A 24,082-nucleotide genomic window follows, 5' to 3' on the forward strand; every position below is an offset into this window, starting at 1 on the left:
CTCAATCTCCCAGCAAGCCCGGCAGACGGGTTTGGCGACGAATCCAGTTCATGCCGTGCAGAATCGCAAAGTTGAGCGCCATATAGGCCAGCGTCACGCAGATAAACGATTCATAGGGCTGTGCCGTGTAATCGACCAGCTGACGCGCCTGCCCCGACAATTCCAATAGGCCGATGGTCGAAGCGACAGCGGAATTTTTTGAAATGATCAGAAACTCGGAGGTGAGCGGACCGAGAATGGTGCGAAACGTTACCGGCAGCAACACGTAACGGTAAGTCTGCGCACGCGTCAGACCGAGTGCGAACCCCGCGTCGAACTGGCCGCGCGGCAGCGCCTGAATGCCGGCGCGCACCTGTTCGCAGATACGTGATCCTGTATAGATGCCGAGCGAGAAGATCGATACCGACAAAAACTGCGTGTACGGCGGCAGGTTTTTGAACCAGTCGCCCAACTCCGTCGGCACCAGCTCCGGCACGACAAAGAACCAGATAAAGAACTGCACGATCAGCGGCACGCCGCGGAACACCGACACGTACGCGGTGCCGAGCATCGACGCAGGCCGGCTCGGCAGCGTGCGAAGAATTCCAAATCCGGTACCGACCACGAGCGCCAGCGCGTAGGCCGACACGGTGAGCAGCACGGTGTTTAGCAGGCCGGAAAACAGCCATCCGAGGTACGTCGTGTGCTCGCCGGTAGACACGACCTGCAGCAACACACCCCAATCCCACGAGTAATCCATAACCCTCTCCAGGCCGGCGGACCGTGGCCCGCCGCTAATGACAACCGCCCGTCAGGACGCCGGTTTATCGTTCGGATGCGCGAACAGCGTCTGCATGCGAGTGGACATCGGGAAGTTGAGATTGATGCCCTTCGGTGGAATCGGCGCCATGAACCACTTCTTGTAAATTGCCGTGGCCACGCCGGAGCGTTCGGCATCCGCAATCGCTGCGTCCATCAGCGCTTTCAACTGCGCATCGTTCTTGCGCAGCATGCAGCCGTAGGCTTCAAATGATTGCGGCGTGCCGACGATTGCGTAATCTTCCGGACGGCTGGTTTTGGCACGCTCACCCGCCAGCAGCGCGTCATCCATCATCATCGCCTTGGCGCGGCCGGTGGAGAGCATCAGGAACGATTCGCTGTGATCCTTTGCGCTGATAATGTTCATGCCCATCGATTTCTCGACGTTCATGTTGCGAATGGACTTCTCCGAAGTGGTGCCCGCACCAACCACAACCGTCTTGCCCTTGAGGTCGGCGAAATCATGGATACCGGAATTCTGCCTGACGAGCAGGCGCGTGCCGATATCGAAGAAGCTGTTGGAAAAATCGACTTGCTGCGCTCGCGCAGCGTTGTTTGTCGTGCTCGTGCACTCGAAGTCGATCGTGCCGTTCTGCAGCAGTGAAATTCGGTTCTGCGACGTAATCGGAATCAGGCGCACTTGCAGGTCGCCTTGCTTGAGCTGTGCCTTGATGCGGTCGATAATCAGATTCGCGATGTCGATTGAATAGCCAATCGGCTTTTGTTGTGCGTCATAGTAAGAGAACGGAATCGACGCGTCGCGATAGCCGATGGTGACAACGTGCTGGTCCTGGATCTTCTTGAGCGTACCGGTCGGCGCCGCATCGGCCGCTATTACGGGCAGCGACACGACGGCAAGCGCGGCTGCAAGCGCTGAAAGGCATGCGCCGAATGCGTGGCGCGGACTCAATCTGAAACGGGTTTGTTGCATGGTGTCTCCCCTATGTGAGGTTGATTTCGATTTGGGCAGTCGGCGCGGGCTGTCCGGCGCCAGGAAAGCGAAGTGGAAATCGGCGTGGCCCGCGCTTTATGCGCCAGTGATGGCCGATACATCGATTACATACATCTGGCGCTCGCCTTCATGTACAGAGTCGATGCAGACCGCGCGGCCGTCTCGGCGCCAACGCGGATGCAGATCGCAGCGGTTCTCCTTCTTCAGATCGGGTGGCGTGTAGAAAGAGCCGATGTCGTAGCGCAAACCTTCTTTGGTGTCGAACAGGAACAACACCCGCTCGTTGGTCTGCGTATCCGGATACGTGTCGGACAACAGCCAGCGCGGATCGACCGGCGAATACGTCATATGACCGTTCTCTGTCAGCACACCCTCGCCGATGACATCGACCCGACCTGAATCACTGTCCTCGTAAAGATGGTAGTGAATGCTGCCCGCATGCGGTCCCCAGACGATGATGTGCCGCTCGTCCCGCCACAGCGGGTGAGAAATCTGGTACTCGGACTTCTCGTAGTCGAAGGTACCGACCGCGGCGGGATCGAAATCTTCCGCGAGCTGCGGCAATGGATGGTCGGAACATTCGAGCAAGCGCATGGCCGTTCCGTCCGGATTCATCGTGATCAGCCGATGCAGGAAACAGGTCTCGTCGGCTACCCGTTCGGTCCAGCGATGCAGGAATAGCATCCGCGACGACGCCGGATCGATTTCGATATGGCTCACCCAGTGGATTGCCTTCTCCATCGACGCCTTAGGGTGAAAACCGCGCAAATCGGCGTAACTCACCAGCAACTGTGCGGCGCCAGTAGCAAGGTCCATCCGATAGATACCGTCGTCCGATGGCGCCAGCGGCAGTTCGAAGGGGCCGCCGTGCTCGCCATATCCAATCGTCTCGTGCGTGACATACAGGCGACGGTAATCGACGCACAGCGCGTAGCGGCTGTTGGGTGCGACCACATAGACAGGCAGCGGCAGCGACGTGGAGGCATTGCTGTCGATATCATGGATCGCCGCGCCAAAACCTGGATAGCGCGCGGTCATGTCACCGGTGCGGACGTTGTAAACGATTTTGCGTCCGGGTTCGCCATCGAGCCATTGCAACTGGCAGCCCATTTGCCAGTTCCATGCGCGCGTGGTGCCGACCGCGCGAAACGCCTCGCGCTCGCCCAGAGTGAAATAGCCCACTTCGGCCTCCAGCTCCGGTGTCAGCCGCGCATCCATCATCGGCACCTGATTGGCCAGCAGATAGCTGCCCGTCTTGTCCCAGACAGATTTATTGTAGTAACCGAAGAAGTGATGCTTACCCCCCGGCTCCAGGCGATGTACGGGGCATGGATGTTTGATGACGCGAGACGAAGTCATGAGCTGGTGCGTTCAAAAATCGGTGAGACCGCGATACCAAGCATTGCGGCCGGAAATGAGATAGCTGGATCATATATTTGGGCCACCTATGCGAAGTAATTCTTTTTTTTTCGATAGGCTATTCACTTTTGGTATAGTCGGCGCCTCACGCCGTCATCCATCCTCTTCGGTGAAACTATGGCTAGGCCTTTGAATTTCCAGCAGATCCAGGCCTTTCGCGCCGTGATGCAGATGGGCACCACGACCGGCGCCGCCTCGATGCTAAACACGACGCAGCCGTCAATCAGCCGGCGCCTTGCCGAGCTGCAGAGTTCCACCGGGCTCGAACTCTTCGAGATGCACCAAGGGCGTCTTCGGCCGACCAGCGAGGGCAAGCTGCTCTACAAAACCGTCCAGAAGCACTTCGACGGGCTGGAAAAGATCGAATCCGTGGTCGCGATCATGCGCAAGTCGGGCACGGGCGCGCTTCGCATAGGCTGCACGCCAACGCTCGGAGCCGGGCTGCTGCCGCAGGTGGTGCGCGCGTTTCTATCGGAATTTCCGGGCACCTATCTCAACATGCAGACCATGAACACGCCACAGCTGGCTGATCTGCTGCGGCAAGATCTGTTCGACGTCGTGCTGACCACAGGTAAGCTCGATCCGCGAGACTTCGAGCCGGTGATCATCAAGACCGTGCCGGCGGTTTGCGTGTTGCCGCCTGGTCACCGGCTGCATGTCGAGCCGGAGATTCATGTGTCCATGCTGCTCGACGAAACGATGCTGTCGCTGGGCGAAGCCGACGACCTCACGATCGAAATCAAGAAGCTGCTGCAAGCTCACGGCTTGTCCGACAATTTTCTGATCGAAACCACGTCATCAATCGCGATCTGCGCGCTCGTTGCAGCCGGCAACGGTATTGGAATCGTCAATCCCTACGTGGCCGGTACGTTTGCAGGGCAGTTGCTGATCAAACCGCTTGTTCCCACTATCGACGTCGCCGTTCAGATGGCTATGCCGAGACACACGGCGCCGTCGCTATTGACGCGTCATTTCGTTGACGTCCTGCTGGCGCACGTCAATGGGATGCGCGCGGACCCCGGGTGCTGAAAGTAAGGTTCTGCTGAATTAGACATAGGTCGGGAATATAGCGAGAACCGCGAGGCCAACGCACACCTCGTCAAAACATGGCCCACCTGAGCGCGGCATATCACCGCACCGACAGATGGCGCATTTAGACAATCGTTACCCCAGTAGACAAAATTATCAAATAAGGATAACTACTATTATCCGCAGCGTGCGGCTATTCGCGCTAAATAGACACCCTATATTTTCTATGAATCGATTGCCTCATGCGGCAATCCGTTCACCTTTACTTTACGCGTTCACCCAAACGACCCGTTTTCTCACCATCAATTCTCGGATATCGTGACAGCACATTCATGACTGCCCGCTGCGCATGCCCGTGCGCATGATTCTGACCTGCATGACAAGTTGTCTTGCGTTGGACGAAATTCAGGAAGGAGTGCAAAGATGACTCGTCGAGAGACCATTGCGCGTGTCAAGGCAAGTCTGCCCGAACTGGCCGCTAGCATTCCAATCGGTGACACGGCTTTTAATATGCGCTGCGGATTGAGCAGTGAACAGTCGAGTCCCATTCGAAACTTCGGTTATACGTCGTTTCTCGATCCGCTCACCGGTTTGTATAACCGCACATATGTTGCCGAACGCCTTCAGCATTTGCTGAAATTGAACCCTGCGGCGCGCGTCGCCGTGCTTTTCATCAATCTCGATTGCTTCGGCAAAATCAACGATGTCGCCGGTTACGAGCTTGGTGATCGCGTTTTGCGCGGCATCGCACGCCGGCTTGCCGGACTGATGAATCATGATGACCTACTCGGGCGGATCTGTGGCGACGAGTTTGTTGTCGTTGTCGATAAGCGCGGCGACGCGTCGGCAATCGGCGAGTTCGCGCTGCAAATCCTCCACCTGTTCAGCACGCCGCTGGAAATCGCGGGCCGTGAGTATCACCTGGGCGCATCGATCGGCATTGCCTGCTCCTCCGGCGACGCTCGCGGTGCGGACACGCTGATACGCAACGCCGGCTCGGCGATGCGTCGCGCGAAGGAGAGCGGTCGCGGCCGGGTGCAATTTTTCACGGAGTGCTTGCAAGACGAGTCGCAACGTCGCTTCAGGCTGGAGGAATTGTTGCGCCACGCGCTCGCCGCCGGTGAACTGAGGCTGGCTTATCAGCCCATCATCAACAGCGCCTCGCACCGGACGGTAGGCGCCGAAGCGCTACTGCGCTGGACCAGCAGCGAGCTGGGCGAAGTCGCGCCAGCCGAGTTCATACCGGTTGCGGAAGAGGCCGGTCTGATGGCGAGCATCGGCGACTGGGTGCTGGAACAGGCCTGCGCCCAAGCTGCTCAATGGCGCAGAAGCATTGCGCCGCGTCTGCCTGTCTCAGTCAACATTTCGCCGCTCCAGTTCAACGAGGGCCTCGTGCGGCACGTTGCCGCGTGCCTCGAACGCAATGGCCTCGACGCATCGGCGCTGCAACTGGAGATTACGGAGCGCGTATTGATGCCGGATGACCCGACGGTTGCGGCGACGACGGCAGCATTGGCGAGTCTCGGCGTCACGCTCGCTCTCGACGACTTTGGCACGGGCTACGCGTCGCTGTCGTACCTCAAGCGCTTTGCTTTGCACAACCTGAAGATCGATCGCTCGTTCGTCGCGGGTTTGCCACGCGATAACGATTCGATCGCGATCACGCGTGCGCTCGTGGCGATGGCACACGCGTGCGGCATGACAGTCACGGCCGAAGGCGTGGAAACCCATGAACAGGCAACGGTTCTGCGTGAGATGGGATGCGACATGTTGCAGGGCTATCTGATTGGCTGCCCGGCGAGCGCGGATAAATTTTCCGCCTCGCTGCGGGGCGCCAGTCGCGCGAATACACAGCGCGCTACGCCGTAAAAAGCATTCGGCAACACAACAATTGAAATTGTCGGCGCGTCGCGACGTCTTTGGGAACGTCTTTGCGCCGCCCACATGATGTGAATCAGGAGAGAGACCATGTTCGATGCGGAAATCGCCGCTGCGCTGCTAAACCGCTGGGCAAGTCAGGCGCCTAAGGAAGAATGCCACGCGTACCTGGGCTTACTGCGCGAAGGCAACTTGCGCTTCACTCGCAAAGTCGGCTGCATGGGTAAACACGGCATCCGCGACACGGGCGTGTGCTGTACGGAATCGCTTTTTTTCGGCGACGGTTCGCGGGCGCTGCGAGTTGGCGCGCCGGACAGCGAAACAGGTTGGACCCGCTGGGCCGCGCTGCAACCGCTTCAATGACGCGAGCCGCAGAAGCGATGGCGGCCCTGTTGCGACCAAGCCTCCACTGCAGCCGATTACTAACCACGAACCGACGTCAGATAGGCGGTCTTCCGACGTAATGGACAACAGTGCATGAATAAAAGGACCAACACAATGAGAGCTGACGCGCGTGCACTCAACTGGACGGGCACCCGATGCCCGCCGGGGAAATTTTCAGCCGCCGCAACACGTCGCGTCGCGATGGTCACGAGCCTATTCATCATGGCATCGTGGACGATTGGCGATGCCTTCGCGACCGAAGGTGGCCTGGGCCGCCCGGTTGCCGGTATGAGTGTCTTTTCCGGAGCCGGCGTCGTCGCACCTGAGCCCATCACTGCGGTGAGCATCGAACAGATCTATATCAACGGCTCGATTGGCGGCAGCCGTGAGGTACCGATCGCCGGAAAGACATCGTTGGGTATCGACGCCCCCGTCGCCTTCACGCTGGCGTCACTGCTGCGTGTATGGGGTGGTGCCGGTGGCTGGGATTTCGCATCCGGCATCACCGTGCCCTATGTCTGGACCGAAGTGACCGCGTCGCTCGCGGTTGGTGGCGCCGGCGCTTCGACGAGCGACCGCGCGTCGAATCTATTCGACCTCTATTTCACGCCAATCATCGCCGGCTATCACTTTTCAAACACCTCGCATATTGCCGCCAGCTTCAACTTCTGGGCGCCTACCGGTCACTACGACGCGAATGCATTGGCAAGCCCGAGTCTGAACAACTGGACGTTCGTGCCGCAGATCGCTTACACGCAACTCGTACCCAAATACGGCCTTGAGTTCAACGTTGTCGCAGGCCTGCAGTTCTACACGACCAATACTGCGACCGATTACCACAATGCACCTCTTTTCACGCTCGATATCATGGCGTTGAAAAAATTTGTGAACGGTCTCGGTGTAGGCATCGTGGCCGGAACCGTGCAACAGCTCGGCAACGACTCAGGCCCCGCCGCCGAGCGTCTGCACGGTTTTCGCGGACACGACTTCGCATTGGGGCCCGTCATCACCTACGACACGAAGATCAACGGCAAACATCCAGTGTCGGCTAGCCTGCGTTGGGTTCCGACAGTGACCAGTACCAACCGCATCAGGAGCACGGCGAGCGTCATGGCGACAGCGATGCTCGCGTTCTGATGCGACGCCAGGTGGAAATCGGCAAGGAACTACCCAAGTGCGCGCAAACCTCGCATGTCGATAGAAATCGACGTGACGTATGGACTCCGACAGAACGCCTTTTAGGCTCAGGTTGACGGCGCCTGGCGCCAACGACGCACGAACAGGAACAAATTCATGGAACTCAATATCGTCGAGCAGGTTGCATCGACTCTGCGACGCGCGGCCGAACACAGACGGCTGGTTCCCTACCAGCAGTTTCACGCGCTGTTCGATCCGATGGATCCGCTGTCCAGCCGGTACGCCGCGCTCGAAAAAGCTGTTGCTCTGCTGGCTGGGAAGAGCGGCGTCGATTACGGCGCGCTACTCAGCTTGGCTAACGGACTTGCGGGGAAGGAATTTTATTTGCGCTTCAGGCGCAACAGATTCGACGACTATCTGGCTGTCATGGGCAGTCAGATGCATGAACATTCGCTAAAGAAAAAGAGGTGTCTCGTTGAAGCAGAACGCGCCCGCGTTTTCGACGATGCCAAGCAGCGGCAAGGTTCCATAGAGAGGGGGGCGTCACGACGACCCACCACGGCGTTGCACCAGCAGGCAACAAGAGCGCAGCCTGAATCGCGTCATAAATCCTAATCCGCCAAGCAGTCATTTCTCCAACCTGACGCAGGATCATCTATGAAGAACCGTCAACATCCTCGTTCGCACATGCTCCGCTCGGTCCTTCTGGCTTCAGCCTTCGCTAGTCCCATGTGCGCTCAGGCGCAAGACAGCTTGTCGGCAAGCGAGCCACAAGCGGTCGGCGCTGCCGCGCTCGTTGAAGCGACCGCGCGCGTCGTTCATATCGATACGCAAAACCATGCTGTCACGCTTCGGGGGCCGCGAGGAAATACCAACGTTGTCAAAGTCGACCCGGCGATCGGCGACGTGAGCAAACTCAAAATTGGCGATGAGGTTCACATCGCCTATGAAGGCGAGTTGCTGTTGTCGGCGGACAAGGTGGATACCAAGGGCATTCGTGCGCGCGTCGAAGATCGGGCGACGAGCCCTGCGTCGGGCGGTGTATCGGTGCAGTTGCGACGCGTCGAAATCATCGCCACGGTCCAGAATATCGATCGAAAAAAGCGGCAGGTGACGCTTCGTGGACCTTCCCGCACGGTGACGTTACAGGCGTCGCCAGACGTGCAATTGGAAAAATTCAAAGTGGGCGACAGCATCCGTGCCGACTATGCATCCGCGAAGGCCGTGCAGATCACGCGAAACGGTCAGGCCATTCAATAGCCGTGAGTCCAGTGCAACGCGCACACCAGGCTCATCGTACCGATCACATACAAGGCCGGTGTAGTACTGCCGGTCAGGTCTCCCACACGCCCGACCATCATCGGGCTCACCATGCCGCCGAGCGGGATGATGCACGGTATCCCGAACTGCAGTTGTCCCCACAAATTGTTCGCAAGCCTGTGGACAACCTGCGCATAGCCTGGCCAAGTGTTTGATCTCACAGTCCTATTCCGTCCCGACGCAACCGCGGGCACCTTCGCCGCGGTGTGATAAAAAGTAGTTCCCCCGCTACTTACCGAGGCCGAACATGTCGTCCGTCATGGGCTTCAAAGTCGTCCTGCTATCGCTCGTCGCGATCATCGGTCTCGAACTGCTCGCCAAGCGGCTGCGTCTGCCGCCCGCGGCCGCGCTCCTGGTCGGCGGTGCCGCGATGGCTTTCGTGCCCGGTCTGCCACGTTTCAATCTCGATCCCGAACTGGTCCTGATCGTGTTCCTGCCGCCGCTCCTCATGGACGGCGCGTACTTCTCCGTGTGGGACGAGTTCAAGAACAACCTGGGCGGCATCCTGCTGCTTGCGATCGGCGCCGTCGCGTTCACCACGCTCACGGTCGGGCTGGTCGTGCATTGGGTCGTGCCCGCCCTGCCATGGGGCGCGTGCTTCGCGTTGGGTGCGATCGTCTCGCCGCCCGACGCCGTCGCCGCGAAGGCGGTGCTCGAACGTGTCGCGCTGCCGCGCCGCCTGATGGTGCTGCTCGAAGGCGAGAGTCTCCTCAACGACGCAGCCGGACTCGTGCTGTTCCGCTTTGCAGTCGCGGCCGCACTGACCGGCACCTTCAGCGCGCAGCATGCGGCCGGACGCTTCGCCGTGCTCGCGTTGGGTGGCGTGGCAGTGGGCGTGACGATCGGCTTCGTGGTCGTCAAGCTGCTGCGTTATCTCCACGACGGGTATCTCATCATCACCGCGGCGACCCTGTCCGCGTGGATCAGCTACATCGCCGGCGACACACTGGACGTGTCGGGCGTGATCGCGACCGTGAGCTGCGGGATGGTGCTCGGCTGGCATCAGCATGAAGTCTTTTCGGCGGCAGTACGCATGCGCGGCACGGCCTTCTGGCAGGTCGTGATCTTCCTGATGGAAGCGCTCGTGTTCATTTTGATCGGACTGTCGCTGCGCGGTGTCATGGTGCGACTAGGCGGCTTCGGCGACGCGTTGACCGCATTCGGCCCGGCCGTCGGCGCGGTACTCGCGGTAGTCGTGCTGTCGCGCTTTGTGTGGGTCTTCGCGGTGGAATGGTTGAAAGCGCTGGTATGTAAAATGACAGGCCGCGCGGGCGGTACGCCCGACTGGCGCTCCGCGACTGTCACGAGTTGGGCCGGCATGCGTGGCGTGGTTACGCTGGCCATCGCGCTCTCCTTGCCGGAGACGATGCCGGGCCGCGATCTGATCCTGGTCGCTTCATTCGCCGTGATTCTGGTCACGGTGCTCGGTCAAGGCACGACAATAGGACCGCTGATTCGATGGATCAATCCGGACCACGCATCCGAACGAAACCAACAGCATCTGACTGAGCCGCAGGCGTGGGCGCGGCTCGAAGCCGCGCAGCTCGCCGCGATTCAGCCGCTCGTGCACGGACCGGATGGCAGCGTGATTCATCCGCGCTTGCTGGAACAGTACAGCTATCGTGCGCGCATGACCGAGGCTCATCAGGACGAAGCCGCGTTTCCCGCGAAGGAACGCGCCGCACACTACGACGTGGTGCTGGCCGCCGTTTCGGCGGCACGCGCCGAGCTATTGCATCTGCATCGAACGGGCTTGCTTCACGATAAACTGCTGACCGTGCTCGAACACGATCTCGATCTGCAGGAAATCGCAGCGATGCATGGCCGAGGCTGAACCGAACGATCTCTACCGCGCGGCTTCCCTGCGTCGCAACGAATCAGGCAAGCCGTACAGCACGATCAGCGCGCACACCAGGCTCATCGTACCGATCACATACAAGGCTGGCGTCGTACTGCCGGTCAGGTCTCTCACGCGTCCCACCATGATCGGGCTGACAATCCCGCCGAGTTGCCCGAGCGTGTTGATCAACGCGATCCCGCCCGCTGCGCCGGCGCCCGTGACGAGCTTAGGCGGCAGCGCCCAGAACGCCGGAATCGAAGCAACCACGCCCGCGCCCATCACAGCCAGCGCGACGACCAGCAACGCCGTCTGCTTGTCGAAGAAACCCGCGGCAAAGAATCCGATCGCCGACATCACCAGCAAGCCGAACACGAACTTGCGCCGTTCGCCGCTCGCATCGGACAAGCGCCCGACCACTACCATGCAGATTGCGCCGGCAATATAAGGCACCGCCGTCAGCAAGCCGATCACCGTCGGATTGTTCGTCCCCGCCACGTGAATCAGATGCGGCGCCCAGAAGTTCAAACCGTACGACGCCACCTGAATCAGGAAATACACCAACCCCAGCGTGAGAAAGCCCGGCGTCCTGATGGCGCCCATCAACGAATGCCCGGTATCCGGATGACGGCTTTGCTGCGCGATCTGCCCCGAAAGAAAGGACTTTTCCGCGGGCGACAGCCAACCTGCGTCCTCAATACGATCCTTCAGCACTTTCAGCACCAGATAGCCGAGCACGATGCACGGCAACCCACCGAGCAGAAACAGCCAGTGCCAACCCGGCATGCCAAGCACGCCGTTCATGTGTCCAATCACGAGTCCCGCAAGCGGCGCCCCGATCAGGCCGGAAAACGCGGACGCCAGAAACAGCATCGACGTGATACGTCCGCGATAGCTCGGCGGAAACCACAGCGTCAGGTAGTACAGCACGCCCGGCGCGAAGCCCGCTTCCATCGCGCCGATCACGAAACGCAACCCATAGAACTGCCATTCGTTGCTGACGAACACCATCGCGGCCGTCGCCAGTCCCCACGAGATCATGATCCGCGCAATCCAGCGCCGCGCGCCGACCTTGTACAGAAACAGATTGCTCGGGACCTCGAACAGCACGTAGCCGATCACGAACAGGCTCGCACCGAGACCATAAGCGGTGTCGGACAAGCCGAGGTCGCTCTGCAACTGAAACTTCGCGAAGCTGATGTTGATGCGGTCGAAGAATGCAAACAGATAGCAGATCATGATCAACGGCATCAACCGCCACGCTACTTTGCGGATGATAGCCGCGGCGTTGTTCGCGCTGTGCTCGCGGTTGCCGGTTGCGACTGCGCCCAGGTCACTCATGTTCGTCTCCAATGCCGGATTCGGCGAAGCCGTCCGGTCGTCTAATGAATTAAGGGTTATCGGATTTGTAGAACGTATTCAGGTACGGGATGCAGGTCGCAGTTACGGCCCGCCTTTGCCAGTTGTCCGGGCACGTCGTGGCCGAGCAGCGCGGGCAAGCCGCGCGACAACGCGATCAGTTTTTCCAGATCGATTCCGGTGGGAATGCCCATTTCGTCGCACATGTTCACAAGGTCTTCCGTGCAGATGTTGCCGGACGCGCCCGGCGCGAACGGACATCCGCCAAGACCACCCAACGCGGCGTCGAAGCGGCGCGCGCCGGCTTCGTATGCCGCCAGCACGTTCGCAAGACCCAGCCCGCGCGTGTTGTGAAAGTGCAGCGTGAGCGCGGCGGCCGGCAGCCGTTCGAGCACGCGCGTGACGAGACGCGTCACCTGGCGTGGGTTCGCCATGCCGGTCGTGTCGGCGAGCGTGATGCCCTCGATCCCCATCTCGCGATACGTATCGACAATGCCGATCACGCGGTCTTCATCGATCTTGCCTTCAAACGGACAGCCGAATGCAGTCGCAATAGATCCGTTCAACAGCACGCCCGAGCCCTTCACATGCCGCACGATATCGCCGAACGCGACCAGCGACGACTCACAGCTCATCCTCATGTTGGCGCGATTGTGGGTCTGACTCGCGGACATCACGAGGTTCAGTTCGTCGGCACGCGAAGCCAGCGCGCGTTCGGCGCCCTTCAGATTCGGGATCAACGCGACGTAGATCACGCCCGGTTGCCGCTCAATCTGCTGGAACACGGCCTCGCCGTCACGCAACGCAGGAATCGCTTTCGGCGAAACGAACGAGCCGCCCTCGATACGAGTGAAGCCCGCGGTAGATAGCGCGTTGATCAGCGCGATCTTGTCCGCGGTTTCGACCCAGGTGGGTTCGATCTGCAAGCCATCGCGCGGCGCCACTTCCTGCACGATCAGTTTGTCGAATTGCGAGGTGTTCAAAACACGATTCATTGCACGGCTCCTTCGCGGCGCAGCCGCTCGATATCGTCGTTGGCGAATCCGAGGTCGCTGAGCACGCTGCCGGTATGCTCGCCGAGCGTCGGTCCTTGCCAGCGCACTTCGCCCGGTGTGTCCGAGAGCTTCGGTACGATCCCCGGCATCTTCACCGACGCGCCGCCCGGCAGTTGCGCGTCCAACAACATGTTGCGTGCCCGGTAGTGCGGATCGGCGACGATATCGGCCACCGAATAGATGCGTCCCGAGGGCACTTCGGCGCGTTCGAGCGCCGCCAGCACGTCGTCGGTGGAGTGATGCGAGGTCCATTCGGTGATCGCCTGATCGAGCATCGCGCAGTGCTGAACGCGGCCGTCATTTCGCGCCAATGCGGGATCGTCGGCGAGATCGGGACGGCCGATCACCTGCATCAGGCGTTTGAAAATCGGATCGCTGTTGCCGGCGATCACGACGAAGCCTTCGTCTTCCGTGCGATACGTATTCGATGGCGCGATGCCCGGCAACGCGCCGCCGCTCCTCTCGCGCACATGGCCGAGCAGATCGTATTCCGGCACCAAGCTTTCCATCAGATTGAACACGCTCTCGACCAGCGAGACATCGACCACCTGGCCTTCGCCCTGCCCCGTCTTCACGCGCAGCAGCGACATCAGCGCGCCGATCACGCCATGCAGCGAGGCGAGCGAATCGCCGAGACTCACGCCGACGCGCGCCGGCGCGCCGTCCAGGTCGCCGGTCGTGTAGCGGATGCCGCCCATCGCTTCGCCGATCGCGCCGAAGCCAGGACGATCGCGATAGGGACCGCTCTGGCCGTAGCCGGAAATGCGGACCATCGTCAGTTTCGGATTGATGGCGTGCAGCACGTCCCAGCCGAGGCCGAGCTTTTCGAGCGCGCCCGGGCGCAGGTTTTCGATCACGACATCGGCATCGGCCGCGAGCCGTTTGACGATCTCGACACCGTCCGCCGACTTCAGATTCACGCAGATGGACTTCTTGTTGCGCGACTGCAGATACCACCAGAGCGAAGTGCCTTCATGCAGCTTGCGCCATTTGCGAAGGGGATCGCCGGTCTCGGGCGCTTCGATCTTGATGACGTCGGCGCCGAACTCGGCCATGAGGCGCGCGGCAAACGGCGCGGCGATAAGGGTTCCGATCTCGATGACGCGGATACCCTGAAGCGGTCCACCCATTGTGCTGTCTCCAAAGCGGGTTTCGTGTTGAGAGACAGCTTATGAGCGGCACGGCGGCAGCGTCCAACCGCAATTCGCCAACGACCGTTCGCGAACGGCGAACGCTCTCCGTCAAGCGATGGTAGGCGGGGCTTCCGAGTCTTCGATGGAGCGCAGATGGTCGAACAACAGGCGGCTCACTGGCGACAATGCATCGACGTCGCGCACCACCAGCACGAGGCTGCGCGCCGACCAGTCGTCTTCGAGCGGTGCACCGACGAGACCCAGCGGCCGGCCCATGAGTTGATACACCTTCAGCGGCAATACGCCGACGCCCATGCCGGCCTGCACCATCCGGCAGACCGCATCGAAGCCGGGCACGTGAATGCGCAGCCGCAGCGGCTTGCCCGCCTGACGCGCGGCGAGATGCGTGCGAGCATTGATCGAACTCGCGGCGTGCAGACCGACGTGATCGCCATCCAGCGTTTCGACAAAGGCAACGCTTTCGCGCGCCGCCAGCGGATGATCGTCGCGCATCACGAGCACCAGCGAATCGTGCCGGTAGTGTTCAACGTGCAGATCGCGCGTGTCGGCATCGCCGGAACAGATGCCGACGTCGACGAGGCTGTCGTCGACCGCTTCGACCACGCCGCCGCTCGGCCGCTCCTCCAGATCGAGCTTGACGCGCTCATGCTGCAACTGGAACGCGCGCAAATCCTCCGGCAGGAATTCGACGATCGCCGAGAGGTTGGCCATCATGCGCACGTAGCCGCGCACGCCGCTCGCATGACCGGCCAGTTCAATGCCGATGTTCTCGATGTCGCGCATCACGCGGCGCGCGTGGTGCAACAGCGTTTCGCCCGCCGGCGTGAGCGTCATGCCGCGCGCGTTGCGCTGGAACAGCGTGGCGCCGACCGCCTGTTCGAGTTCGAGCAGACGCTTGCTCGCGGCGGAAACGGCGATCGCCTCGCGCTCGGCGGCACGCGTGAGCGTGCCTTCCTCGTAGACCGCGAGAAAGAGTTGCAGCGTGGTGAGGTCGAGCCTTCGGAGAAGGTTTTTGATTACCATGGCGGGGCGCCGCGTTGTTGTGCGATCTGCCTATTCTGACGCCAGATGCAAAAAATAGGCGCCGAGCCCTCGCGGATTCCGTCCCTCGTCAAAGGAAGTCTTCCAATGCCCACCGTCGCGATCGCGATCTTTTCCGGCGTGCAGGCGCTCGACGTCGCCGGTCCCGTCGACGTGTTTTCCGAAGCCAACCGCTTCATCGCGCCCGCGGATGCCTACGAAGTGAAGTTGATCAGCGCCGAAGCCGCACCGCTGCGCGCGTCCAACGGCATGATGCTGATCGCCGACGCGACCTTCGGCCAGGCACGCGGTCCGTTCGATCTTGCGCTGGTCGCGGGCGGCCCGGCGCTGCCGGACACCGCACCTGAGGCGCCACTATTGGAGTGGCTGGCGAACGTCGCCACACAATGCGGCCGCTACGGTTCGATCTGCACCGGCGCATTCGCGCTCGGTCACGCGGGCCTGCTCGACGACCGCAACGTGACGACGCATTGGCAGCACGCCGCGCAGCTGGCGGCGCAATTTCCAAAGGCGCGCGTCGACTTCGACCGCATCTATCTGCGCGATGGGCAACTCGTCACATCGGCCGGCGTGACCGCGGGCATCGATCTGTCGCTCGCGTTAGTCGCCGAGGATCATGGCCCGCACACGGCGCTCGCCGTCGCCAAACGGCTGGTGGTGTTCGCACAGCGGCAAGGCGGCCAGTCGCAATTCAGCCCCTACCTGACCGCGCCCGCCGACGACACCTCGCCGGTCGCCAAAGTCCAGGCGCACGTCATGGAACGGATTCGCGAGAGCTTTTCGGTGAAGCAACTCGCGGAGGTCGCGGGCATGAGCGCCCGCAACTTCGCGCGCGTGTTCGTGCAGGAGACCGGCGTGACGCCGCATGAATTCGTCGAACGCGCCCGCGTGGATGCGGCGCGCAAGCTGCTCGAAAGCAGCGGTGCGGCGCTCAAGGCGATTGCGTACGACTGCGGCTTCGGCACGGCGGACCGCATGCGCATTGTCTTCACCAAACGAATCGGCGCGACGCCGATGCAGTATCGCGAGCGCTTTCGCTCGGCCTGACGTAAAGCGCACGCACTGGCGGTGAGAGCCGCCGCACGCGGAAAAATGTCGCGTGAGAAAATAGCCGCCTTTCCAAGCTAACAATCCCAAGGACCGACATGACCACCTCTTCCCCTATCTGTGCGATCGTCACTGGCCACACACGCGGTCTGGGCGCGGCGCTCGCCGAACAACTTCTGGCTCGCGATATCGCCGTGCTCGGATTGTCCCGCTCGCGTCATGCCACGCTCAAAGCGCGCTTCCCGGCGCTGCTCGAAGAAATCGAACTGGAACTGGCCGACACCACACGCGTCGCACAATGGATCGCAAGCGATGCGCTGCGTGAATTCGTCAGCGGCGCGCAAACGGTTCTGCTGATCAACAACGCGGGCATGGTGCAGCCCATCGGACCGATTGAAGGACAAGACGCGGCATCTATCGCGACCGCCGTGAGCCTCAATGTCGCCACACCCTTGATGCTGGCCAGCGCGCTGGCCGCAGCCGCCGTCGACGCAACCGACCGCCGCATCGTGCACATTTCCAGCGGCGCGGCGCGCAACGCGTACCCCGGCTGGAGCATCTATTGCGCGACAAAGGCTGCGCTCGACCATCACGCGCGCGCCGTCGCGCTCGATGCGAATCGTGCATTGCGCATCTGCAGTCTGGCGCCGGGTGTGATCGATACGAATATGCAGGCGGAGATTCGCGGCAGCGGTGTCGAACAATTCCCCATGCGCGAGCGATTCGAAGAACTCAAGCGCAACGGCCAGCTGTCGACGCCTGAACAATGTGCGACCAAGTTGCTCGATTACGCCTTGAGCGATGCATTCGGCCAAACGCCGGTCGCGGACATTCGCGAGATCGCAAAGCCGGCGTAATGCGCCGATAGCGAAGCAGCAACGGGGCGCATCGAGCGCTCCCGAAAACTCTCACCTTTCGTCTGATTCTCCGCGAATCTACACGCCGGGCGCGACCATCACACCGCGCTCGGCCGCCCCGAGCTCGCCGTGCGGCACGAACACATAGCCGCGTCCCCACACCGTTTGCACATAGCGCGGCTCGGAAGGGTCGATCTCGATCAACCGACGCAACCGCCAGATCGACACGTCCAGACTGCGCCCTTGATGCATCACGCTATTGCCGCGCAGTTTCTCGTTGAGCTGCACGCGCGTGAGCACGGTCATCGCGTGATTGACGAAGATCTTCAGCAACGCGAACTCGGAACTGCGCAGCACGAAGTGCTCGTTGTCGCGGCGCAATTCGCGCGCGGAGAAGTTCAGTTCGCAGCGTCCGAAGCGATAAGGCGGCCGCGTCTCGGGCGCACCCGGCGCGAGCGTGCCGCGCCGTCGCAGCAGGACGCGAATGCGCGCGAGCAGTTCGGCCGGGTCGGCGGGCTTGCTCATGAAGTCGTCGGCGCCGAGTTCGAGACCGATCACGCGGTCAATCGCTTTGCTGCTTGCCGATAGCAGAATCACGGGCACGTCGTTGCCGCTCATGCGCAAGTCGCGCAGGACAGCGAGGCCGTCGCCGTGCGGCGCCGAGATGTCGAGCACCAGCAACGAAGGCCGCTCCCTCTCGATCACGTGCTTGAGCGCGGCGGCAGGCGGACGTGCCGACACGCCGCAGCCTTGCCCGCGCAATGATTCGCCCACCACGGCAGTCAAGCCGGCGTCGGCACCCACGAAAAGAATATGCTGACTCATCCAACTGATTCCAGGAGACGATCGTTTTTCAGAGACAGGCATCTGGCAGGCGGATATAGCCGATCCGCGCACCCTGTCGTCCGCGTCGCCATCTTCCCTGCATGCGGGTGTTCTCAAAACGCGGAACAGCCCCCAAGGTTGCCAATTTCTTCCCAACTCTTTCAATGCGAAACGTGATATGAGCCGGCGCGTGTGCCGCACCATATGATTTTTTTGGATCGGCTCCTGAAAAACCTCACCTTTGAGACGGAGCGCGTGGGGTTCGAGGCGAGGTGCGCGTCGGATTGCTCCCGAAAACCCTCACCTTTCGAGCTTGGGGGCAGGCCGCAAAGGCATGCTGGGCATGGTTCGACTACTCCAAAACGGGCCACTCCCGCAAACCCTCACCTTTAGAACCGGTGGAGTAATTTGCATACCCAGGTAAGCTGCGGTGCGCGTGCGGGCGTTTGCGCTTAATGGGAACGCGAGATTGATGCAAGAGATGCGCGGCGTGATCGATCAATGCCGACGATTGCGGCGAGCATCGCATGAATACGCGGAAGGTCCCGAATATCCTCACCTTTGAGCAAGCAAAGGCATCCGGAAGCATCGCCTCGATCGCTGCGCCGGCTGGTTAATTGGCGTTTTTCACGTGTTTCGACCGCCACGGTGGCAGTGAACCAGCCATAAACATCATCTCGACGCGACGCTCCCGAAAACTCTCACCTTTGCGTTCGCTTGAAGCGAAAGAGGCGCTCAGCTTGCCAGTTTGCGGAATGTTTCCAGCACCGCGTCGCCCTTGAACGGCTTGACGATCCAGCCTTTCACGCCGGCCGCTTTGCCGCGCTCCTTCATCGCCGGGCTGCTCTCGGTCGTCAGCATGATGACGTTGACGGTCTTGTTCGCGAGCTCGCCGCGAATCTTCTCGACCATCGTCAGACCGTCCATGTTCGGCATGTTGACGTCGCTGATCACCAGCTTGATGCCCGGGCTGGCCTTCAGCTTGGCGAGGCCGTCCTTGCCGTCCACGGCCGTGTCGACGTCCAGACCGTTCTTCTTCAGAAAGCCGGCTACTTCGTCGCGCACCGTGCTCGAATCATCCACCACCAGAATTTTCGACATGTTTTTTCCTATGACAACACTCAGAACAGATCCAGTTCGCCTGCCTCTACCATTGCGCCGACGTCGTCCGTGACTTCCTTGAAGTCCTCCGGCGACCAGCTCAGGCTGAACACAAAACGTTGATGCAACTTGATCGCGCGGTTCGTCTGCGGATCCTTTAACCAGTACGTGAAGCACAGTTGCGGATTGCCGCTGCCGAACGAGATGTACTTGTGCTTGTGATTTACCAGCAGCGGCACCTGCACCTGGCTGCGCGTCCAGGCGTCCGCGTCGCCGACATAGCGGTTCTTGAAGGAACCCCAGATCAGATTCGTCACTTCGCCGAGTACGCTGTTCAGGTCGCGAAAATCCGCTTCGCCGTGCCGCTCGCTGCCGATCATCTGATAGCGATCGAGCAGTTCGAGGATCGGCGTCTCTTCGGCCTGCATCATCATGTAGCCGCGGCACCATGCGCTTTCCAGCGGAATCAGGCTGAACACCTCGCCGAAGATGATGCGGTCGCGCACGATATACGGCGTGTCGCACGTGATGGTCAGGTCCTTGAACACATCGCCGAGAATCGCCTGTGTCATGTCGGCGATGCCGCGCACCAGCGCGTTCGGATAGTCCAGGCTGAAGATGTAGTCGTCGATCACCTGGCGCAGCGGCGCCATATCGTGCGCGACGTACGCGGCGCAGACCACGCGCCGCAAACTCTCCGGCAAACCGTCCATGCCGGGATCGTTATCCCGGCGCATGATGATCGGCAGCTCGGGGCGCACCGCGTTGATCCTGATCGCGATCTCGGCGCTCGCTTCCGGCGAGCCTGCATAACTTTCGGCAAACAGCACCGCGCCGAGATCGATGTTCGAGCGCAGCACCGATTGCAGACGGTTCTTACCGACTTTCACGCCGACCAGATTGTTCTCGTCGCAAAAGCGCTTGAGCGCTTCTTTGTGCGACGGGCAGTCGTCCAGCACCAGCACCTTGCTGACCGGCTTGTTCATGTTCATGTCGCGTTCCTGCTCACAACGGCTAATCATTTCACGGTCAGAACAACTCCAGCTCGCCGCTGGTTTCTTCCACAGCACTGGTATCGGCAAGGAAGTCGAGCGGCGCATCTGCGCACACGCACACCGTCGCGGCCAGCCGCACGCTGCCGTCGAGCGTGATCGAATACGACGACAGCAAAGCCGGCTTCAGTTCATGCAGATGCGGCAGGCAACGCGCGTTCAACACATAAGGCGTCGACATGCCGAGGTCGGGGAAATAGCGCAGCAACTCCTGATTCATCGCTCCACAACACAGATTGCAGATTTCCAGAAAGGCTTCCTGGAAATTGCGTTCTTCGGTGGCGTTTTTCAGGTAGTAGTTGCGCGTGCTGTCGTCTTCGTCGAAATGAAGGATCAGCAGCAGTCTGAACACGATCGACGAGATGGTCAGTACGACCACTTGCGTGTCTTTGGATACGCCGACGCTCGCGTCGGCTATCGGCGCGATCTCGCACAGATCGCCCGAATCCAGCGGCAAGCGCGCCTGCACCGCCTTGCGAAAAATGCGCTCGAAGCTGTCTTTCGCGTGGGCCGAGATCACACCGCCACCTCGTGCAGCTTCGAATGAAACTGGTGGGCCAGCGATTCGACGCTGGCGAGCGATGCCGCGATCATCTTGCCGCCCGCCTGAATGTCCTGAAACGTGGACGTCGTGGTCAGGTCGTTGCGATGCAGGCTGTCGCGATAGCTCTTCGATAACTCTTCGGAACGCGCGGCGAGGGCGCGCACTTCGCTGGCCACCACCGCGAAGCCGCGACCGGCCGGTCCCGCACGCGCGGCTTCGATCGACGCGTTCAGCGACACGATCACCACGTGCCGCACGATCGACGACAGCTCCTGATTCTTCGCGTGCATGTCGTGGTTTTGCGTCATCAGCGAAATCATCTGTTCGTGCCAGCGCTCGAACGTCGCGCCGAGGCTCTTCAGACGCTCGGCTTCGCCGGCGATCTGCCGGGCGTGATGCGCCAATTGGTCTTTGTCTTCGCTCGCCGCTTTAAGTGCGGCGCGCAGTTCATCGGCGTTGCTCTGCTGCTGTGCGAGTTCCTCGCGCAACTGCGTGGTCAAAGCGTGCAGTTCCTGCTCTGCCTGCTCTCGCTCGCGGATGGCTGCGCTGTGATCGGCCCGCTCAGCTTCGAACCTGGAGATGCTGGCTCGCGCTTCGGCACGCAGCCGTGCCGTCAGCTTCGCGCTGTGCAGCCTGTGCGCGGCAAATGCAAGCAGCGCGGTCACCGCGCTGCCTGCTGCCACCGCCAATACATACTGTTGAATCACAAGCGTTCCCTTCGAATTCCGTCGCGACGTACGCCGGTGCGGCGCTCAGTCCGCCATCGCGTCGAGTTGCAGTGTGCCGGCTTCGCGTCGCGCTTCCACGCCGAGCGTATCGACGGCAACGTTGTCCGGCAGGCAGACAATCGTCTGGAACTGACGGAACGCCGCGCCTTTGCGGTCGTCGGTGAAGCGCAGTTCTATGCTGCCGTTCGCGCGCTTGAGGAAATCGCGCACGGCGTCCATGCCGACTCCACGGCCCGACAACTCCGTGACCGTTTCCGCGGTCGAAAAGCCCGGCCGGAAAATGAAATCGGCGATGGCTTCGTCGCTCAGCGTGTCGTCGTGGCCGATCCAGCCGCGCTCCATGGCGATGCCGCGAATGCGTTCCAGTGCGAGACCGCGCCCGTCGTCGCTCAGCGTGATCTGCAATGCGCCGTTGTCCACGCCGACTTCGATATCGATCGTGCCGGCCGGCACCTTGCCGAGGGCGCTGCGCGCCTCGGCGGTTTCAATCCCGTGATCCATCGAATTGCGCAGCAAATGCATGAACACGTTGTTCAGCGTGCCGCCCGCCTGACCACGCAGACGGTAACCGTTGTCGTCGATACGCACGTTGGGCGCGGGCTTGCCCAACTCGCTCGCGAGCGACGGCAGCGAGTCCAGCACACCGGAAAGTGCGTCGCGCACGCTTTCGCTGCCCAGTGCGCGCAGCGTGCGGCGCAGCGCATCGCGCATCGACTGAAGTTCGTGCAATTCGCCGGCGTTGGTTTGCTCCAGCATGCTCAGGGTGTGCTGGATGTGTTCATTAGCGACCATCACGTAGTGAGCGGAGTTGGCGGCGGTGTTCGTCTGATTCTTGTTCTTGCGGCCAAGGCTCTGTTCGTTGATCTTCGCGTAGCTCTCGATAGCTTCGCGCACGCGCGTCAGTTCGCTCATCAGATGCTCCTGATCCCACGAACGATCCGCGTCCGGTTGGCGCAACTCGTGATAGCTCTGCTCGGTTTCGTGCACGACGTTGGTCAAATGCTGAAGGTTGTAGGTCCGCGCATTGCCCTTGATGGTGTGCATGTTGCGAAACAGCTCGGCAATCGCCGCGTGATCGGCCTCCGAATGCTTGCGGATGATCCGCTCGTTCTCACTGATAAAACCCGCCGAGCTTTCGATGAAGTGGTGAAACTTCTCCTCGCTGACCGCGAGAATCTCGCCGATCATGTCGAGGCGGCGGCGCTGTTCGCTGGCTTCCGCGGCGAGCTTGCGCAATTCGGTGACGTCGCGCACGCACAGCATCAGGCGTTGGATCACGTCGTTTTCGTCGGTAATCGCCGACCAGCTCAAGTCGAGAATCTTCACGCGGCCGTCGGGCATGCGTTTGGAAATTTCGCCGACCAGCAGATGCTGATTGAACGCGAAGTTGATGCAGTCTTCACCCAGACACGCATGCGTGGCGGCATCGACTTGTGAGAGCGCGTCCGAACCGAGATCGGTATCCGCGAACACCAGATCCATCAAACCGCGCCCGGCGATATCCTTCGTTTCGAAGATGTCTTCCAGATACGCCGAGTACTCCGCGTGGATCACGGCGCCGTCGATCACCGTCAGAATGCCTTGCTGCATGTTCTGCAACATCGCCTGAATGTCGGCGGTTTTCTGCTTGAGTTGCGCCGAGCTTTCCTGAATCTTCTCGATCATGCCGTTGAAGGCGACGATTGAATGGCCAATCTCGTCGAGCCGCCCCACCGGCACGCGCCGCGTGAAGTCCTGACTCGAAGCGATCTCGCTCATCATGGCTTGCATGCGGCTGAGCGGGCGCGTGATCTGACGATACAGCAGCGAGCCGATGGATGTCAGCAGAATGATCGCGATGCCCGTGACGGCGGCGATGGCCGTGGTCGTAGTCGAGAGCGTGGTGTTCAGCGCGCTGATCGCCTCGTCTTTCTCGCGATTCTTCTCGACGCGCAAAGTCTCGACGATCCCTTCGAGTTCGTCGCGATACTGCGCGACGTTGGCGAACAAATAAGCCTGCGCCAGTTCGTTCTTGCCGTCGGCCTTCATTTTGGCCGTCTCGGCAATCGCGGAGAAATAGTTCTCGAGGCTGTCGTTGGCCTGCGCGACAAGACCCTTCTGGGCGTGGCTCGCGGCATCTTTCGCTTGCAAGGCGAGCGCCTGTTGAAGCGAGGCGCGCTTCTTCTTCAGTTCGTCCTGGGCCTGGGCGACCATGTTGGCGTCGGGCGCGTAGACCAGCGTCATCGTGGCGAGTTGCACGTCCTTGACTTGCGAAACGAGGTCGGCGGAAGCGAGCGCGCTGGGCACGACGCCTTCCGTTACCTTGCGCACCTCGGCGGCGCTGCCGCGTGTCTGGTAGACGGCGTAGCCCCCGATCGCCGATAAGGCGACGAACATCAAAACAACCAATAGCGTGATGCGATGACGAATAGTCATGTGAACCCCCCGGGGTCTGGCCTTCGCGTCAGCCCTCGTTGGGAGCAGCGCGTTTTATGCGAAATTTGGTCTGACTTGCAGCGCTGCGGAGTATTGCGCAGGCATGTTACTAAGCGATGACTGAAGACTTTTTCGAAGCACATTCAACGC

Annotated in this window: 23 protein-coding genes; 9 read left to right on the plus strand and 14 right to left on the minus strand. The window is 61.0% G+C overall.

Translation table 11 applies throughout. From position 1 onward, the window contains the following. Position 1: 1 nt before the first annotated feature. The 3 genes from BPHYT_RS34465 to BPHYT_RS34475 form a co-directional block, all read right to left on the minus strand. Complete coding sequence (locus BPHYT_RS34465) at positions 2-739, minus strand: amino acid ABC transporter permease (RefSeq protein ID WP_012428750.1); 738 nt, start codon at positions 737-739, stop codon at positions 2-4. 51 nt (positions 740-790) lie between these two features. Beyond that, positions 791-1,729, minus strand: a complete 939-nt coding sequence (locus BPHYT_RS34470; protein ID WP_012428751.1) for a glutamate/aspartate ABC transporter substrate-binding protein — start codon at positions 1,727-1,729, stop codon at positions 791-793. 96 nt (positions 1,730-1,825) lie between these two features. Continuing rightward, positions 1,826-3,109 (minus strand): hypothetical protein, encoded by a 1,284-nt coding sequence (locus tag BPHYT_RS34475; RefSeq protein ID WP_012428752.1) that lies wholly within the window; start codon positions 3,107-3,109, stop codon positions 1,826-1,828. Positions 3,110-3,286: 177 nt separating this feature from the next. Here BPHYT_RS34475 and BPHYT_RS34480 point away from each other — a divergent pair, with 177 nt between their 5' ends. The 6 genes from BPHYT_RS34480 (at position 3,287) to BPHYT_RS34505 (ending at position 8,857) form a co-directional block, all read left to right on the plus strand. Beyond that, positions 3,287-4,198 carry a LysR substrate-binding domain-containing protein gene (locus BPHYT_RS34480; protein ID WP_012428753.1) on the plus strand — a complete coding sequence of 304 codons (912 nt, stop codon included), beginning with the start codon at positions 3,287-3,289 and terminating at the stop codon, positions 4,196-4,198. A 510-nt stretch (positions 4,199-4,708) separates the two neighbouring features. Next, a complete protein-coding gene (locus BPHYT_RS34485; RefSeq protein WP_148225216.1) occupies positions 4,709-6,067 on the plus strand; it encodes a putative bifunctional diguanylate cyclase/phosphodiesterase in 1,359 nt (452 codons plus the stop codon). Between the two features lie 99 nt (positions 6,068-6,166). Beyond that, entirely contained in the window at positions 6,167-6,439 is a 273-nt protein-coding gene (locus tag BPHYT_RS34490; RefSeq protein ID WP_012428755.1) for a hypothetical protein, read from the plus strand. A 222-nt stretch (positions 6,440-6,661) separates the two neighbouring features. Continuing rightward, the gene (locus BPHYT_RS34495; protein WP_041759399.1) at positions 6,662-7,597 is read left to right on the plus strand and encodes a SphA family protein; all 936 of its coding nucleotides are present in this window, start codon (positions 6,662-6,664) and stop codon (positions 7,595-7,597) included. Positions 7,598-7,753: 156 nt separating this feature from the next. Next, positions 7,754-8,212, plus strand: a complete 459-nt coding sequence (locus BPHYT_RS34500; protein ID WP_012428757.1) for a hypothetical protein — start codon at positions 7,754-7,756, stop codon at positions 8,210-8,212. Positions 8,213-8,254: 42 nt separating this feature from the next. Next, complete coding sequence (locus tag BPHYT_RS34505) at positions 8,255-8,857, plus strand: hypothetical protein (RefSeq protein ID WP_012428758.1); 603 nt, start codon at positions 8,255-8,257, stop codon at positions 8,855-8,857. Here BPHYT_RS34505 and BPHYT_RS37740 read toward each other — a convergent pair. Further along, positions 8,851-9,078, minus strand: a complete 228-nt coding sequence (locus BPHYT_RS37740; RefSeq protein ID WP_148225182.1) for an MFS transporter — start codon at positions 9,076-9,078, stop codon at positions 8,851-8,853. The genes BPHYT_RS34505 and BPHYT_RS37740 overlap by 7 nt on opposite strands. Before the next feature lie 86 nt (positions 9,079-9,164). On the opposite strand from BPHYT_RS37740, the gene BPHYT_RS34510 reads away from it, so the two are divergent. Further along, on the plus strand, positions 9,165-10,751 hold the full coding sequence (locus tag BPHYT_RS34510) for a Na+/H+ antiporter (RefSeq protein WP_012428759.1): 1,587 nt from the start codon (positions 9,165-9,167) through the stop codon (positions 10,749-10,751). A gap of 12 nt (positions 10,752-10,763) precedes the next feature. Here BPHYT_RS34510 and BPHYT_RS34515 read toward each other — a convergent pair whose 3' ends face one another. From BPHYT_RS34515 to BPHYT_RS34530, 4 genes are all read right to left on the minus strand, one after another. Continuing rightward, positions 10,764-12,095 (minus strand): MFS transporter, encoded by a 1,332-nt coding sequence (locus BPHYT_RS34515; protein ID WP_012428760.1) that lies wholly within the window; start codon positions 12,093-12,095, stop codon positions 10,764-10,766. A 56-nt stretch (positions 12,096-12,151) separates the two neighbouring features. After that, entirely contained in the window at positions 12,152-13,108 is a 957-nt protein-coding gene (locus BPHYT_RS34520) for a hydroxymethylglutaryl-CoA lyase (protein WP_012428761.1), read from the minus strand. Next, complete coding sequence (locus BPHYT_RS34525) at positions 13,105-14,298, minus strand: CaiB/BaiF CoA transferase family protein (protein ID WP_012428762.1); 1,194 nt, start codon at positions 14,296-14,298, stop codon at positions 13,105-13,107. Before BPHYT_RS34525 ends, BPHYT_RS34520 begins: the two co-directional genes overlap by 4 nt. A gap of 111 nt (positions 14,299-14,409) precedes the next feature. Continuing rightward, complete coding sequence (locus BPHYT_RS34530; RefSeq protein ID WP_012428763.1) at positions 14,410-15,345, minus strand: LysR family transcriptional regulator; 936 nt, start codon at positions 15,343-15,345, stop codon at positions 14,410-14,412. A 105-nt stretch (positions 15,346-15,450) separates the two neighbouring features. On the opposite strand from BPHYT_RS34530, the gene BPHYT_RS34535 reads away from it, so the two are divergent. Then, complete coding sequence (locus BPHYT_RS34535; protein ID WP_012428764.1) at positions 15,451-16,410, plus strand: GlxA family transcriptional regulator; 960 nt, start codon at positions 15,451-15,453, stop codon at positions 16,408-16,410. Positions 16,411-16,508: 98 nt separating this feature from the next. Then, complete coding sequence (locus tag BPHYT_RS34540) at positions 16,509-17,267, plus strand: SDR family oxidoreductase (protein WP_012428765.1); 759 nt, start codon at positions 16,509-16,511, stop codon at positions 17,265-17,267. Positions 17,268-17,345: 78 nt separating this feature from the next. Here BPHYT_RS34540 and BPHYT_RS34545 read toward each other — a convergent pair whose 3' ends face one another. From BPHYT_RS34545 to BPHYT_RS34570, 6 genes are all read right to left on the minus strand, one after another. Beyond that, on the minus strand, positions 17,346-18,092 hold the full coding sequence (locus BPHYT_RS34545; protein WP_012428766.1) for a response regulator: 747 nt from the start codon (positions 18,090-18,092) through the stop codon (positions 17,346-17,348). Positions 18,093-18,827: 735 nt separating this feature from the next. Beyond that, positions 18,828-19,193, minus strand: coding sequence for a response regulator (locus BPHYT_RS34550; protein WP_007178665.1), 366 nt, complete (start codon positions 19,191-19,193; stop codon positions 18,828-18,830). 20 nt (positions 19,194-19,213) lie between these two features. Beyond that, a complete protein-coding gene (locus BPHYT_RS34555) occupies positions 19,214-20,185 on the minus strand; it encodes a chemotaxis protein CheX (protein WP_012428767.1) in 972 nt (323 codons plus the stop codon). Between the two features lie 37 nt (positions 20,186-20,222). Further along, positions 20,223-20,765: a hypothetical protein gene (locus BPHYT_RS34560; protein ID WP_012428768.1), complete on the minus strand. Its 543-nt coding sequence runs from the start codon at positions 20,763-20,765 to the stop codon at positions 20,223-20,225. Further along, positions 20,762-21,496: a methyl-accepting chemotaxis protein gene (locus BPHYT_RS34565; protein WP_012428769.1), complete on the minus strand. Its 735-nt coding sequence runs from the start codon at positions 21,494-21,496 to the stop codon at positions 20,762-20,764. The genes BPHYT_RS34560 and BPHYT_RS34565 overlap by 4 nt, the downstream gene beginning before the upstream one ends. Positions 21,497-21,541: 45 nt before the next feature. Beyond that, positions 21,542-23,932: a HAMP domain-containing protein gene (locus BPHYT_RS34570; RefSeq protein ID WP_012428770.1), complete on the minus strand. Its 2,391-nt coding sequence runs from the start codon at positions 23,930-23,932 to the stop codon at positions 21,542-21,544. Positions 23,933-24,082: the final 150 nt, after the last annotated feature.

This window comes from Paraburkholderia phytofirmans PsJN (assembly GCF_000020125.1).
GTDB lineage: Bacteria > Pseudomonadota > Gammaproteobacteria > Burkholderiales > Burkholderiaceae > Paraburkholderia > Paraburkholderia phytofirmans.